We start from the raw sequence: 16,018 nt of genomic DNA on the forward strand, positions 1-16,018 counted from the left end.
ACTTAGTAGCGGGAACCGGACTCGAACCGATGACCTTCGGGTTATGAGCCCGACGAGCTACCTACTGCTCCATCCCGCGATATTGGATTGCAAATGTACGACTTTTTTTTAAAAATCCTAATTTTTCTTTTAAATAAAGGACTTTTATGAAAACTATTTTATTATTTGTATCTTTGTTTTATGGCAAAAATACTAAAAATCTACCCAGATAATCCTCAGGAAAATCTTGTAAACGAGGTTATTAAAACACTCAATAACGGAGGGCTTATTATCTATCCTTCGGATACAATTTATGCGTTAGGCTGTAATATTTTTGATATAAAAGCCATGGAAAAACTGGCCCAATTGAAAAAAATGAAGCTGGAAAAGGCGAAATTTTCAATAATATGTAATGATCTCAGCCATCTTTCTGACTTTACGAGACCTATTGACACCTCCATATTCAGGTTTCTGAAAAGTCACCTGCCAGGACCTTTTACATTTATCCTTGAAGCTAATAAAAGTTTACCTTTAGCTTATAAAGGACACAAAACAATTGGTATCCGTGTTCCGGATCACCCGATTCCGCAGCTTATTGTTGAAAAATTAGGCCATCCAATTGCTTCAACCTCTATAAGGGATGATGACGAAATTATTGAATACTCTACAGATCCTGAACTGATTGCTGAAAAATACGACCATCTTGTAGATATTGTCATTGACTCGGGATATGGTGATAATGTAGCTTCTACCATTGTAGATCTTACTTCAGGAGAACCGGAAATCATCCGTCAGGGGAAAGGAATAGTATAGCCCGTTTCAATACCTGAGATATCACGTCTTAACAGAATATTCCATAAGAATACGGCCATATTTGCATTTTTGCCTTCGTAGCGCTGTGATTACCTGTTCTGTTCTGCCGCTTACCTATTGAAAAATTTTTGCCCTATTGTATTAAGAAAAACATTCAAACTTTAAGATTCTGTTCAATGCCATTGTACCATTAACTTTATTTCTGTGATGGCCCTGGATTTTATGGATTTAAAAAACTTATCTGTATTTTAACATTATGAAAATTGTAACATCGCCTGCCAAATTAATGAACGTAGAAAATTCAACGGACCTGTTGAAATCCTCTACTCCAAGATTCATTGAAGATGCAGCACTTATACAGTCTTATTTAAAAGAAAAATCACCAAAATATCTTTCCGAATTAATGGAAATATCAACCAAGCTGGCTGATGAAAACTGGGAAAGAAATCAAAAATGGAAATCCAAACCTACTGCCAAAGAGTCTGCACCTGCCCTATTTGCTTTCACAGGGGAAGTGTATAAAGGTCTAGATGCCAAAACCCTTGATAAAGCTTCTATAGATTATCTGCAAAAAAATTACAGAATGCTTTCCGGATTATATGGTCTCTTGAAACCCTCTGATAAAGTAATGCTTTACAGGCTTGAAATGGGACGTCCTTTTGAGTTTGAGCAGTATAAAAACCTATATGCATTCTGGAGAGAAAAAATTACTGAACAGCTGAATTCTGAAATGAAAAAAGGAGAAATTCTTCTTCATCTTGCCAGCAATGAATATGGAAAGGTCATTGACCGAAAAAAATTAAATCACACCGTAGTTGATTTTGATTTTTATGAATTAAAAGACGGTAAACTAAAAACAATAGTGGTATACACCAAACATGCGAGAGGTCTTGTGGTGAGGTTCTGTGCAGAAACGAATGCCCAAACGCTCAACGATGTAAAATCCTTCAATTATGAAGGTTACAGAATTGACGAAGATAAATCTACAGATACAAAACTGGTTTTTACAAGATAGATGACAATTTCAGCTTTTAAAAAATATTTCAAAGAAACACTTTCCGACCTTTATACTGAGTCGGAAAGTGCTTTTTTATCCTCGCTATTTATTCATAAAATTGTAGGCTTTGATCATTTTCAGCAAAGAAGATTTTCTGAACAGGAGCTTTTAATTGAAGATGAAAACCAACTTTCCAGCTTAGTATCTGAACTGAAGACCGGAAGACCTTATCAGCAGATTTTAGGTGAAACAGAGTTTTATGGAATGAAATTCTTTGTAGATGAAAATGTCCTGATTCCCCGTCCTGAAACGGAAGAACTGCTGGAAATAGCTGTTTCTGAGATCAAAAAATACCTTTCCAATGGTATGGGTAGCGATATAAAATCTGAAAGTTTAGATGTAAAGTGGACTGAAAAAGCTCCGCATGCTTCCAATGATGAGAAAAAGGAGACTAGAATATTAAAAATTCTGGATATCGGAACAGGAAGTGGTGTCATTCCTTTGGTGTTAAAAAAGCACTTTCCTGACGCTGAAGTCTCATCGATAGATTTTTCTGAAAAAGCATTATCTACGGCTCAAAAAAATGCAGCGCTCCACCAGCTGAACATCAACTTCATTCACGCTGATTATCTTGGTTTTGAACCCACCGAAAGGTATGATATTATCATCTCAAATCCTCCTTATATAGGAATAGAGGAAGAGGTTGAGATTGCAGATTCAGTAAAAGAATTTGAGCCCAAAATGGCTCTTTTCTCTCCTACTTCTGATGCCCTGATCTTTTACAGAAAAATTGCAGAAGACTGTAAAAAGTATTTGAATGATCACGGTCTATTATTTTTAGAAATCAATCAGAAGCTGGGTCCGGAAACCTTGGCATTGTATAGTGATTTTTCCCAGGCAGAGCTATTGAAGGATTTATCTGACAATGACAGGTTTATCTATGGAAGGAAATAAGTACATTTACTTCCATAAAGTATACCCATGAAAATTTCCTTATTCAATATTGTAATCTGTGCTTCAGTAGGTTTACAACTTATCTCCTGTAAACAGCAGACACCTCAGGCTGTTATTGATCAGTATCATCGTAACGGAGAACTGGATGGTTCTGTTTTAGTGGTAAAGAACAATAAGACTGTATATGATTCTGCATTGGGATTCAGTAATATTGAAAAAGGGTTAAAAGCGGATAAAAACACTTCTTTTTATATAGCTTCATTAAGCAAATCTTTTACTGCAGCTGCTATTATACAACTTCAGGAAAAGGGATTACTGACCTATGATGATAAAGCTTCTCACTACGTGGAACTTCCTGAATATGCAAAGGACGTCAGTATAAGACAGCTTTTAAATCATACTTCAGGAATTAAAGATTATGAATCTCTACTCTCTGGTAAAAAAGCACTGACTAACCAGGATGTTATCGGTTGGCTGAAGAGCCTGAAAAAACTGGAATTTGCTTCGGGAAGCCAGTTTGAATACAGCAACAGCGGATATATTATTTTGTCTCAGATCATTCAAAATATTTCACAAAAGTCTTATAAAGAATATATTACTGAGCATATTATTGCCCCTTTACAAATGAATCATACTTATGTTTATGATTCATCTACTGTTATCGAAAACAAAGCCTTAGGTTATAATCAACACAAAAAACCTGATGATTATTCAATTTTAACCACAGGAGACGGAGGGATCTACTCTACTCCTGGAGATCTTTATCAGTATGATCAGGCATTGCGAAATTTCACACTGATCAATAAAGTCAATACAGCTCTCATGTACACTCCAGCTGTTCTAACCAATGGAGAGACCTCCAATTATGGATTCGGGTGGTATATAGAAAACACCGGGAGCGGAAAGGTGGTAAACCATACGGGTGGCCTCAACGGTTTCAGGGCTTTATTCTGGAGAGATCTACAACATAACAGCTGCATCATTGCTCTGACCAATCAGGGGGATGCATTTCCGTTGCATGATTTCTTAAAAGATATGAAAAAAGCGATTCAGGAAAATTAAAAACAGGTCTTTTACAGCTTTAAGGTTTGCATTATCTTTGATATTTATAAACAAATAACGATGTTAATCAAATCACATACTATCAACAATATAAAAATAGCGGAAGTAATTTCTGACGACATGCTCATTCAGTCTGCACAGGATGGTCTGGACCTCATGGGTAATATTTATTATCAGGGATTTGATAAAATCGTCCTTTATGAAAAAAATATTACTCCAGAATTTTTTGATCTGAAGACAAAAATAGCCGGTGAAATACTGCAAAAATTCTCAAATTACCGTATCGGACTGGCTATAGTAGGAGATTTCAGCCAATATCAGAGTCAAAGCATGAAAGATTTTATTTTTGAAAGCAATAAGACGAAACATATTAATTTTGTTGTCATGCTGGAAGAAGCTTTGGAAAATCTAAGCAGATAATATTTTCAATTCTCTCCTGAGAATTCAAATATTCAACAAAAAAGGCATTAGCCAAAAACATAACAACATCCTATCACTCAAAGCTCTCCAGCGTTAAAGTATCTGATGTCATCATCCATCATCTACTTTATTATTTGATCCCTGACTTTCATATTGAAAGTCTAAAGGTTTCTTTATTCTCCATTTTCCAGGTCATCTTATAAAGAATTCAATGTGTTTAAGTTTATATTCTGGAGTGAAATTCCACCCAATAATTAAAAAAATCAATTTAGTGGATTAGTTTCTTATGCCAGTAAAAATAAAATAAAACTAAACAAATTGTATAATAGGTAAAAAATTAAGTCTAAAATAACATTTTAACTAAAAAAATAATTTAATAAAATTTTAATCACAATAATACGCTGAAATAAAATGAATTATTCGTACTTTTGTAGAAACACAAGCATTATGAATATCATTATTTCACATACCATTAAAAGTCCGACATAGTAGACTTATTGCTAACACATTTATAATTCTCTTAGCAAAAATCAACAATAGCAAAAAAACACCTTAACAATAAAAACTTTACGTTTTTAATGTGGTTAAGATTCGTGTTTATACGCTCAACATTCGACACTGTAACATATTCTAAGGAATTGTTATAAAAATTATCTGCGGAACAATACGCTATCCGAAACTAAAAACGAAAACCATTTTTTTAATTTAAAAGTACAGGGATACTTTTAACAATTCATGTTGTTAACTAAATTATCATTAACATAAATAAATTCATTAACGATGAAAAGTTTTTTCTTACAAATTTCATTTTTTTTACTAAGTTCTTTTACATTCGCACAGGTAGGGATAAATACTCCCAACCCTGATCAAAGCGCAGTTTTAGATGTATATAGCCAAGATAAAGGAATGTTGATTCCCAGGCTGAGCACTGCAAAAAGGGATGCCATTTCCAATCCCGCCAATTCTCTTTTAATATATGATACTGACAAAAAATGTTTGAGCCAAAATATAGGAACACCTTCCAACCCTGATTGGTTATGTATCAGCAGTAATGCGGTAAAAATGTTTTACATGCCTAGTGTTTCTTTTGATACTTCTGCCACAGCAACTGGCAGAACTAAAGACCTATATACATTATATAAAACACAGTTCGGATCTCCAAAGGCAAAGAGCACCAGCGCTCCGGCATCTATTCCTTTTTTCCCATCCAGCAAAGATCTTTACTATTATGTAACGGATGCTGATCCTAATGTATTCAGTAATATTACGATTTCTGATGACGGTGTCATGAAATACGATGTGAAAGCAGCGGCTACAGACTGTTCTTTTATTAATATTGTTTTTGTTGTCAAATAATTGAGCTATGATAAAAAGTACCTCAATTGTAAGATACAAGAGATTTTTGCTCACTTTTTCATTGTTCATTTTCTCCCAAAATATCATGGCGCAGAATGAACAGGGAACCGGATATCCGTATTTTGTTAACTTTACGCAAGGGGTACAGCCTCAGGAAGCCTATAAAGTAGCAACAAGCGGTGTCCAGAATGATGCTACGTTTACTACAGACGGATTACGACTGACCCGAAGCGTAAATAATATTTCAGGAGGGGTAATCCTGGCTGATAAAATATTCAAAAGTGATCAGGGAATCAAATTCGAATTTGAATTTGCCATTTATGGAGGAAATACCAATGGAGGCGATGGAATCTCTATATTCTTAGTAGACGGATCTATCCCTAAAACCCAACTTAATCTCGGATACTTTGGTGGTGGATTAGGATATAGTTTTGTACGTGGAGGCGAGTCTACAGAAGGACTTATAGGGGCCTATTTAGGAATAGGTCTGGATGAATACGGGAATTTTAAAACAAGCTTTAATCAGAGAGAAAGAGTTAGAAATGGAATTTTCGGAGTGGGATTAGCTGATGGGCGAAGCAATATTTCTTTAAGAGGTAAACGCGGAAATCAATATCTGTCGTCGGCAGAGCCTTCGGGATATAATGGCTATCCATTACTTTACAGTACAGCTACCAATGCTTCCCCTTCCAGTACCAACAGATCTGCTTATCTGGATACTACAACAGGAAAGTTTGTCGGTATTAAAAACACGACTCTTCAGCAATTCAGCATTGAAAGTGGTGGAACGACCTTTCCTCTCAATGAAAATGACGCAAGATTCCGTAAAGCATATGTCACATTAGTGCCCAATCCTTCCGGTGGTTACAATATAACCCTGGAAATACAGCATGGAACTGTGAAAGAAAAAGTGATCGATAATTATTATTATCCAACTTCTCTGAAATATACTGAGACTACCATATCCAACAATACGGTAAGAACGCTGGATACCTCACCTCCTTCTACTTTTAGAATTGGTTTTGCGGCTTCTACAGGAGCGGCTAAAAACATACACTTATTGAGAAACTTAGGGGTGACCAGACCTTATGCTGCTGAAGTAACAGATGATCTGTTTGCGGGATGCCCTGGGATAAAATCAACCTATTATCCTTTACTTAATGATGCGGCTTATTCTTCAGCAAACGGTCAAAATCCGCCAACACTTTCATATAACAACCTTGATTTTAATTCATTCCGATTTTTGGATAATAATGGCGCTGTAATTCCTAATATAACAGGCGGCGTTTATACAAACAGTCAAGGGACATGGACCTATTTACCCACTACTGGAGCGCTTTCTTTCAAGCCTGCGGTTGGGTTTACAGGAGTTGCCCAAATACAATATGATATTAAAGGTGGTGGAAGCAATGGTACTGAAGCTCCTTACAATAATGAAGAATACAGATCGTTGCCGGCACTGGTACAGGTTAATATTTCAAGTGCAAATAACTGCAGCAAAGCCTGCGTTATTTCCAACAAAAATGTAACTCAGAAAATCACAAGATAATCTGATAAAAACCAGCTTTTAAGAGCTGGTTTTTTATTTTTTACAGAATGAAGGTCAATACGTATTGTTTTTAGTAAAATACTGAACCGCATCTTTGATTGCTTTATCAATGGATTGATACTTGATCCCCAACTCATTTACCGATTTCTGGTTAGAATAATAATTACAAATCTGCAGGGCTTTCATATTGGGTGAGCAAAGATTCGTTTTGATGTTTAATTTTCTTAAGCCATCTCCTATCCATCCTAAGATCTTGATGATCGTATTGGGAATCGGAATCATCACCGGATTCTGATCAGTGATTTTATTTACTTTCATAAAAAACTCCTTATAACTAAGGTTTTCTTGAGCCAGTAAATATTTCTCCCCATTTTTCCCTTTCTTAATAGCCTCTACTACTCCATTGGCGGCATCTTCTGCGTGAACAAAATTTTTTCCACCTTTTGGATAAAAAACGAGTTTCTTTTTCCAGGCCCAAAAGATTATTTTGCCGGAACTGGGTTTGCTATCGTAAGCTCCTATCATAAAAGTAGGATTAAGAATAACAATATCCATGATGCTACGATGTTGTAAAAGATAATTTTCTGCTTCCACTTTGCTTTGTGCATAGTGAGATTTTGTAAATGGGTAATGTTGAATTTTTTGCTCATTCCCCTGATTTTCTACACTACCATGGCCTAATGTATTGGCAGAACTTATAAACAGGAATCTTTTGATCCCACAAACTTTTGCCTGGGTAAAGACCTTCACAACCATATCATAATTTATGTTCTTATACTCCTCATAACTGAGAAGATCCTGACGGGTTTCCGCAGCAATATGGATGAAGCAGTCTACTTCTTTGAGAAATAATGAGAGATCGGCAGCCAGATCACCTTCAATCAGCTTCAGATTTTTGTCTTCTTCACCCAAATACTTGCTTTTCTGGCGCACCAGAGCAATAACAAAATAACCATCTTTTAATAATTTAATAATGACGTTGGTCCCCAGAAGCCCGGTAGCTCCGGTTACAAAAACTTTTTTCATATGTTACTTATCTTTTTTAAGCCCATTCGGCATCCCCTCATTTTTCTCCGTATAAGCATAGTATACATGAAGTTTCAATGATGTCAGTCTTATGCTTCGATTTCTCTTTTTATTGCCTGGGTCATCAGCGGAAGTTTTATCCATATCGGTAAAATTTTCATGATCAGCCAGCTGATTGGGTTCACCATAATTACGGAATCTTTTTTAAATAACTGGTGAATACAGTAGGAAGCTACTTTATCAGGATTTAAAAGGGTCAGCCTGCCCAAAAAACCTTGTTTTTCAATTCGTTTACATACATCCGTATTGGTTTTCATGGCTCCGGGATTCACGACGCTTACAAAAACATTGGTATCTTTCAGTTCTTCATGTAATCCTCTGGAAAATGAATGGATAAAGGTTTTAGAGGCCGGATATACTGTTTTAAAACCTATAGGAGAAAAAGCGGCCATGCTTGAAACGTTTAAAATATAAGCTTTCGACTGCCTTAAAAGATTAGGAAGAAGCTGATGGGTAATAAGTGAAGTAGCAGTTACATTCACCTGAAGAATAGTATTGATATAGTCGGAGCTGGCTTCTGTAAACTTTTTGGTACCTCCAAGACCTGCATTATTGATCAGGATATGAATCTCAAAGGATTGATTAAGCCATGCCGTAAGTTTCATCACATTATCATGTACGGAAAGGTCTACTTCATAATAATGGGCTTTTATAGAATAGTTTTTTTCAAGTTCTTCGGTGAGTTCTTTTAAATTCTGATGGGGAAGACTTACCAGGATAACGTTGATGTTTTTCTTAGCCAGATTTTCAGCGAATGCTTTTCCCAGCCCCTGGCTGGCCCCTGTGATAACTGCGTATGATTCTTTGGTTTCCATAAAACAAAATTTATGGTACAAAGCTATTATAGAAGTAAAATTTTAATGTTCCGACTTATCTTAATGAACCCATTTTCGAACAATCCTTAAAAAGTATTAAAATGCTGAATTACAAATAATTACAATTTACAAAAAGTTAAAATTTATAAATCGGAACTTATTTTTTTAAATTCAGAAGGAGTTTGCCCAGTCAGTTTTTTGAATGTAGTATTAAAAGAAGTCTTGGAATTGAATCCCGACTCATAGGCAATTCCTAAAATTGAAAATTTACTGTCAGCATCTTTTAGAAGTACTTTTGCATATTCCACTCTGTATCCGTTCACATACTGAAAAAAGTTCTTTCCAAAACCCGTATTGATGACATAAGACAGATGATGACTGGAAACCTCAAGTGTTTCTGCCAATTTTATCAGGTTCAGATCACTATCCAGATAAGGTTTGCCGGTCTCCATAATGTTTTCCAGCTGAATCTTAATCTTACCTAATTCTTCGTCTGAGATCAACTTTCTTTTCACTTCTTCCTCATCAGCATCTTCATCAATAGAGATCAGCTCCTGGCGCTGTTTTTCTTCCAGAGGATAAATCTCTTTCTGCTTCAGAGAATAATAAGCTACCCAGTAAATAACCAGCAAAAAAACCGTATTAATGAAGAAGTTTAAAGATTTGGGATCATAAAACAGGTTGTAGATCACATAAATGATATTGACGATAAACAGCACAACAATAATATATTCTAACCAGTTGAGGTTAATTCCTTCGGTATTGGAAGAAAACTGCTGAATTTTCCTTTGGTGCTTTCTGATGATGATATAGGAAAGTCCGGTATAAAAGAGAGCCTGAATAAGAATCAAAATAACACTCAGATATTCAAATGGATTAGTAAGACCAGACTGTATCAGGAAAAGGCATATCAGGAAAGCCGCCGGAAGCAATAGAAATTTAAGATCCGTAATTTTAAATGTAAAAGTAGGATTGGTATAGAACAGTACGCTGAAATAAAAAACAATTGGCGTTAAAAACTGGATAAACCGCACTACATACAGGGAATGGAACTCAATGGCTGATCCGGTAATTAAAAACAGAACCTCATCCATCCAAAAGGTAGACCACAGGAACAGAAAAATTCCGAACCAGAAATTGGCCTTTCTGTTAACCTGTAAAGGGTTGGTCAGCTTCAGCAGGGAAAGCAAAACCAATGAACCATAGATAAGTATCACGATGAAACTGTTTAATTCTGATGTGTTCATTGGTTTTGATATTTTTAGTAAAAATAGTGTTTTATCCTATTCTTTTCCTGACAAAGATCTGATATCCCAGATAAATTAATGGCAGTGACATCACTCCTAAGAAAAGCATATTGCTCATAGCCAGCTGTGGGTGCATTACAATAGAATAAACAAGTCCGAAAAAGGCTCCTCCTAAATGAGCAGCATGCCCCAGGTTATCCCATTGCTTAGGATTCAGCATCATGTATACTGAATATCCAAAGTATAGTGTTCCAAACAGCCATCCCGGAAGGAAATTAACACTGATTTCATTCGGTGCCATTGCAATAGATGCAAAAATAATTCCTGACACAGCACCAGAGGCACCAATAGCAGAATACCAGGGTTGCTTTTTATAGATCTGCAGACTGAATAGATTCCCAAGGATCATTGATCCGAAATACACGATCAAAAATCCTATTTCTCCAAAGAAGTGAATAACCACCCCCTGAAAAAAGTATAGGGAAAGCATATTAAAAAATAAATGCATAAAATCTGCATGCAAAAACGCAGAACTGATAAGCCTGATATATTCTTTACGATTGGCAATAGCCCCAACATTAAATTTATATTTTTCAAATAAACTGGTATTGTTGAGTCCCATGTAACTAAAAATACATGTAACAGCCATTATAATTAAAACAACTATATTCATCTGATGTCTTTTTATCTATTTTTTTTGACCTGAAATTCTTTATTTATTCAGATTCATTATTCTCTCCATCCTGAAACAGATCACCGATGACCCCACCATCTTCATCCATATCTCCTGTCTGTTCCGGCTCTTCATACACTTCCGGCTCTTCTTCTACAGGTTCTGGAACCGTGATGTTGATTGCTTTCACTTTAAATTTCGTGAACTGATTTCCAATTGCTTTTATTCCTTTTACAGCAATAAATTCATCAATAGCAATGGTCTCAGGTTCGCGATCTTTTCCTTTATCTTTAGCAAAAATAATCTCTGCTGTTGCTTCGTTTGCCACAATTACATTCTCAATGAACGATTTAGGATGTTCTGAAGGCATGAAAGTCTGTACATTAACCGTATTTTCCAATAAGAATCTCTTGATAAAGTACATATCTTTCTCTCCGTCATAATAAATACAGGTAATGGCCTGTCCGGGTCTCCATTTTTCAAGCACTAAGTATTCGTCATCAAAACGGTTACCCAGGTCGAAAGAAACCAGTTTTACTTCTCCATTGGTATTAATGGTCAGAATCTTGTCATCTCCTTTGAAACTGCCTAATAAAGTTCCTCTTGCATCTGCATTCAGCCTTCTTACCGTATCATCGAACCATATCTTTCTCGGGGCGAGGGTAGAAACTCCCTCTTCCTTCATATCAACTTTTTTCACGGCATATTTCGTCACAAGGTTTCCTTTGGAATCTCTTCCCTTAATGGCAAGTTCGGAGAAGTTGATTTCCATTTTATTTTTTCTGATCCTTGGATTCGGTTTTAAAAGTACTGTTACAGTCTCCGCTTCCCCATTGGGATTAGCTGAAAAATACAGCATCTCTGAACCTTTTTTATCTGAAGCTAAAGGATAATCTGTATTTCTTGTTACTCCGGTTACAGAAAAACGTTTCATATAATAAGGACCATCTCTACCTTCACGGTAAATCATATTATATACAGTCCTTTTATCATTCTTCTTCCAGATTGCCACATGCAGAATGTCTTTGCCAATAAATGTTTTAGCTTCTACTTTTACCACTTTCATACTTCCATCCTTTCTGAAAGTAATGATATCATCAATATCAGAACAATCAAACATATACTGATCTTTTCTCAGGGATGTTCCGATGAATCCTTCTTCAAAATTGGCATAGAATTTTTCGTTAGCTACGGCTACTTTTGTCGCGTCAATTGTATCGAAGATTCTAAGTTCTGTTTTTCTCTGCTTATCCTTCCCATACTTCTTCTGAATATTTAAATAATACTCAATAGCATAAGGAATCAGATGGGCCAGGTTATGTTTCACCTGTTCTATTTTCCCTTCAAGAGCAGCAATATTTTCTTTAAATTTATCTAAATCGAACCTCGAAATTCTCTTGATCCGGATCTCCGTTAATCTTAAAATATCTTCTTCCGTTACTGCCCTTAAAAGATGTTTGGTATGAGGTTTTAACCCTTTATCTATTGTTTTTAGTACATCATCCCAGGTTTTTACCTCTTCAATGTCGTGGTAGATCCTGTTTTCAATGAAAATTCTTTCTAATGAAGAGAAATGCCAGTTTTCCTGAAGTTCATGAAGCTCAATTTCGAGTTCTTTTTTAAGTAAAGAAACCGTATGATCCGTATTCATTTTCAGAATTTCCGAAACATTCATAAACATGGGCTTATCTCCTACAATTACACATGCATTGGGAGAAATAGTTACCTGACAGTCTGTAAATGCATACAGTGCATCAATAGTCTTATCCGGTGAAACATCATGATGAATGTGGATCAGGATTTCCACTTTATCCGAAGTGTTGTCCTCAATTTTCTTGATTTTGATCTTCCCTTTCTCGTTGGCTTTTAAGATAGAATCTATCAGATCGCTCGTAGTCTTGGAATAAGGAAGCTCAGAAATAACCAGAAGGTGTTTATCTGTCTGGGTAATTTTTGCTCTCGCTCTTACTTTACCTCCTCTGTGGCCATCATTATATTCGGAAACATCCAGATAACCGGCAGTTAGAAAGTCCGGAAATATTTCAAATCTCTTTCCTTTTAAATACGCCACCGAAGCATTGATCAGCTCATTAAAATTGTGAGGAAGTATTTTGGTGGAAAGTCCTACCCCAATTCCTTCCACTCCCTGAGCCAAAAGCAGCGGGAATTTTACCGGAAGATCAATAGGTTCATTATTTCTGCCATCATAGGATTTTGCCCATTCAGTTGTTTTGGGATTAAATACCACTTCCAGTGCAAAAGGGGTCAGCCTGGCTTCAATATACCTTGCGGCTGCGGCAGAATCTCCCGTATAGATATTTCCCCAGTTTCCCTGGGTATCTATCAGGATTTCCTTTTGCCCGATCTGCACCATGGCATCCGTAATGGAAGCATCACCGTGAGGGTGATATTTCATGGTATTTCCTACAATATTAGCTACTTTATTATACCGGCCATCTTCCAGTTCTCTCATAGAGTGCATAATCCTACGCTGAACAGGTTTCAGCCCGTCATACACCGAAGGGATAGCTCTATCAAGAATTACATAGGAAGCATAATCCAGAAACCAGTCTTTATAAAGTCCGGAAACTTTCTTTAAGCTTTCACCCTCATGCGAATATTCTTCTGTCATTTTTATTTTTAATCTTTTTTCTCTTTATTAGCTTTCACTACTTTGTTCAGAGAGAGTTTTAAATCATTTACTTCTTTTCCGGTCAAATAAGAGATCTGGTATTTCAGTACGGTAGAACCGTTATTCTTACTTGAAATGGTAATATATAGTCTTTTGATAAAGAGAATAGTGATTACATCATATTTTATCAGTTTATATTTTGGAAACTCATCATACAGAGGAGTATTCAAAAAAGGAATAATATTTCTATTTTTAAAATTCAGGGCTTCTCCATCACTGTCATATTCAAAAATCTGTCGTCCGTTAAGATGGAAGATGAACAACATCAGAACTGGAACCAGAATCAGTAAATAGCTTTCATTTTTCAATACATTAAACCTATATTCATTTGCTAAAAAACTAACTATTCCCAGTACAACCATCATAAGGAGCAACGTATTGATAAAATTATACAACGATGCTTTGTTACGGTTACTTAGTCTCATTTAATTTTCATGTTTATTGTAAGTTTTAAGAATTGCTTACTTCATCCAAAGCTTCTTTCTTATCAATATCTGTTTCTTCCACCACCAGATTTTCCAGGATAAATGTCTGCCTGTCCGGTGTATTTTTTCCCATATAAAATTCCAGAAGCTGGTCTATGGTCTGATCTTTCCCAATGACTACAGGCTCTAAGCGGATATCTTTTCCGATGAAATGTTTAAATTCATCCGGAGAGATTTCTCCCAGTCCTTTAAATCGGGTAATTTCAGGATTTTTCCCAAGTTCATTTAAAGCTTTTATTCTTTCTGCTTCAGTATAGCAGTATCTTGTTTCCTTTTTATTTCTCACTCTGAATAACGGGGTCTGCAGAATATACAGGTGGTTATTTTTGATCAGATCAGGAAAAAACTGCAGGAAGAATGTGATCATCAATAAACGGATGTGCATCCCATCGACATCGGCATCGGTTGCTATAATTACCTGATTATACCTAAGGTCTTCAAGGCTTTCCTCAATATTTAAAGCAGCCTGAAGCAGGTTGAATTCTTCATTTTCATACACTACTTTTTTGGTTAATCCGTAGCAGTTCAAAGGTTTTCCTTTTAGTGAAAATACAGCCTGCGTTTCTACATCTCTGGATTTTGTGATGGATCCTGATGCAGAGTCACCCTCGGTAATGAATATTTGGCTATCGCCTTTTCTTTCTGCTTTCTGATCGTTATAATGCTGTCTGCAGTCGCGAAGCTTTTTATTGTGAAGAGACACTTTTTTAGCTCTTTCTCTTGCCAGTTTCTGAATTCCTGAAAGTTCTTTTCTTTCTCTTTCGGAAATCAATATCTTTCTCTGGATCGCTTCCGCAATTTCCGGGTTTTTGTGCAGGAAATTATCCAGCTTGCTTTTCAGGAAATCAATAATAAAGGTTCTTACGGTAGGGCCATTGGGTCCCATATCATTAGATCCTAATTTTGTTTTGGTCTGGGATTCAAACACCGGCTCTTCTACATTGATGGAGATAGCAGCAATAATAGATTTCCGGATGTCGGAAGCATCAAAATTTTTATTGAAAAATTCACGGATAGTCTTCACATATGCTTCACGAAATGCATTGAGATGCGTTCCTCCCTGAGTTGTATTCTGTCCGTTTACGAATGAAAAATAGGTTTCCGTCTGAGATTTATCGGAGTGGGTTATTGCTACTTCAATATCCTCGTCCTTCAAATGAACGATAGGATAAAGGGTATCACTTTCAAGTTCTTCTTCCAATAAGTCCTTCAGACCATTTTCAGAAAAATAGGTTTCACCGTTAAAAAGAATTTTCAGTCCTGGATTCAGATAAGCATAGTTACGGAGCATTCTTTCGATGTACTCTTTTCTGTATTTAAAATGCAGGAATATCTCACCATCAGGAATGAATGAGATTTCGGTACCGTTTCTGTCCGAAGTTTCTTTTTCTTCAAAATTTTCCGTGATCATTCCACGGGAAAATTCAGCAACCTTCATTTTTCCGTCACGGAAAGACCGTACTCTGAAATAGTCTGAAAGGGCATTTACGGCTTTGGTACCTACTCCATTCAGTCCGACCGACTTTTTAAACGCCTTACTGTCGTATTTACCACCGGTATTCATTTTGGAAACGGCATCTACCACTTTTCCCAATGGAATTCCACGGCCAAAGTCACGGATCGTAACTTTACCGTCATCCACTTTTATTTCAATTCTTTTACCGGATCTCATCCTGAACTCATCAATGGAGTTGTCCAGAATTTCTTTAAGTAAAATATAAATACCATCATCAGCAGAGGACCCATCTCCAAGCTTCCCGATGTACATGCCGGGGCGCAGACGGATATGTTCCTGCCAATCGAGGGTTCTGATATTATCTTCTGAGTAGGTTGGATTTATTTCTTGTGACATATATGATTTCAGCAAACATACAAAAGTACGAAATTGTA

The 16,018-nt window shown here is 36.2% G+C and carries 14 protein-coding genes and 1 tRNA gene; 7 read left to right on the top strand and 8 right to left on the bottom strand.

Translation table 11 applies throughout. The features are described from left to right. Positions 1-6 precede the first annotated feature (6 nt). Positions 7-79 (bottom strand) — tRNA-Met (locus tag B8967_RS20080). A gap of 101 nt (positions 80-180) precedes the next feature. Here B8967_RS20080 and B8967_RS20085 point away from each other — a divergent pair. The 7 genes from B8967_RS20085 to B8967_RS20115 all read left to right on the top strand — a co-directional run bounded on the left by B8967_RS20085 (position 181) and on the right by B8967_RS20115 (position 7,130). Beyond that, positions 181-792: an L-threonylcarbamoyladenylate synthase gene (locus B8967_RS20085; protein WP_084087523.1), complete on the top strand. Its 612-nt coding sequence runs from the start codon at positions 181-183 to the stop codon at positions 790-792. Between the two features lie 256 nt (positions 793-1,048). Continuing rightward, entirely contained in the window at positions 1,049-1,807 is a 759-nt protein-coding gene (yaaA, locus tag B8967_RS20090) for a peroxide stress protein YaaA (RefSeq protein ID WP_084087525.1), read from the top strand. Continuing rightward, positions 1,808-2,743, top strand: a complete 936-nt coding sequence (prmC, locus tag B8967_RS20095; RefSeq protein WP_084087526.1) for a peptide chain release factor N(5)-glutamine methyltransferase — start codon at positions 1,808-1,810, stop codon at positions 2,741-2,743. Positions 2,744-2,770: 27 nt separating this feature from the next. Further along, entirely contained in the window at positions 2,771-3,805 is a 1,035-nt protein-coding gene (locus B8967_RS20100; protein WP_084087528.1) for a serine hydrolase domain-containing protein, read from the top strand. A gap of 60 nt (positions 3,806-3,865) precedes the next feature. Continuing rightward, complete coding sequence (locus tag B8967_RS20105) at positions 3,866-4,225, top strand: DUF4180 domain-containing protein (RefSeq protein ID WP_047485764.1); 360 nt, start codon at positions 3,866-3,868, stop codon at positions 4,223-4,225. A gap of 780 nt (positions 4,226-5,005) precedes the next feature. Then, a complete protein-coding gene (locus tag B8967_RS20110) occupies positions 5,006-5,581 on the top strand; it encodes a hypothetical protein (RefSeq protein ID WP_047485766.1) in 576 nt (191 codons plus the stop codon). 85 nt (positions 5,582-5,666) lie between these two features. After that, complete coding sequence (locus tag B8967_RS20115) at positions 5,667-7,130, top strand: L-type lectin family protein (protein WP_179140092.1); 1,464 nt, start codon at positions 5,667-5,669, stop codon at positions 7,128-7,130. 54 nt (positions 7,131-7,184) lie between these two features. Here the strand turns inward: B8967_RS20115 and B8967_RS20120 are convergent, their stop codons facing one another. From B8967_RS20120 to B8967_RS20150, 7 genes are all read right to left on the bottom strand, one after another. Beyond that, positions 7,185-8,156, bottom strand: coding sequence for an NAD-dependent epimerase/dehydratase family protein (locus B8967_RS20120; protein WP_084087532.1), 972 nt, complete (start codon positions 8,154-8,156; stop codon positions 7,185-7,187). An 89-nt stretch (positions 8,157-8,245) separates the two neighbouring features. Then, positions 8,246-9,031 (bottom strand): SDR family NAD(P)-dependent oxidoreductase, encoded by a 786-nt coding sequence (locus B8967_RS20125; RefSeq protein ID WP_084087534.1) that lies wholly within the window; start codon positions 9,029-9,031, stop codon positions 8,246-8,248. A 143-nt stretch (positions 9,032-9,174) separates the two neighbouring features. Then, positions 9,175-10,278, bottom strand: coding sequence for a helix-turn-helix domain-containing protein (locus B8967_RS20130; RefSeq protein ID WP_084087535.1), 1,104 nt, complete (start codon positions 10,276-10,278; stop codon positions 9,175-9,177). Between the two features lie 31 nt (positions 10,279-10,309). Beyond that, a complete protein-coding gene (locus tag B8967_RS20135; protein WP_047485775.1) occupies positions 10,310-10,951 on the bottom strand; it encodes a rhomboid family intramembrane serine protease in 642 nt (213 codons plus the stop codon). Positions 10,952-10,994: 43 nt separating this feature from the next. After that, positions 10,995-13,583, bottom strand: coding sequence for a DNA gyrase/topoisomerase IV subunit A (locus B8967_RS20140; protein ID WP_084087537.1), 2,589 nt, complete (start codon positions 13,581-13,583; stop codon positions 10,995-10,997). A gap of 8 nt (positions 13,584-13,591) precedes the next feature. Beyond that, entirely contained in the window at positions 13,592-14,068 is a 477-nt protein-coding gene (locus B8967_RS20145; RefSeq protein ID WP_084087539.1) for a hypothetical protein, read from the bottom strand. 25 nt (positions 14,069-14,093) lie between these two features. Beyond that, positions 14,094-15,980: a DNA topoisomerase IV subunit B gene (locus B8967_RS20150; protein WP_047485781.1), complete on the bottom strand. Its 1,887-nt coding sequence runs from the start codon at positions 15,978-15,980 to the stop codon at positions 14,094-14,096. Between the last annotated feature and the right edge of the window lie 38 nt (positions 15,981-16,018).

This window comes from Chryseobacterium sp. YR221, from assembly GCF_900176315.1.
Taxonomy (GTDB): domain Bacteria; phylum Bacteroidota; class Bacteroidia; order Flavobacteriales; family Weeksellaceae; genus Chryseobacterium; species Chryseobacterium rhizosphaerae.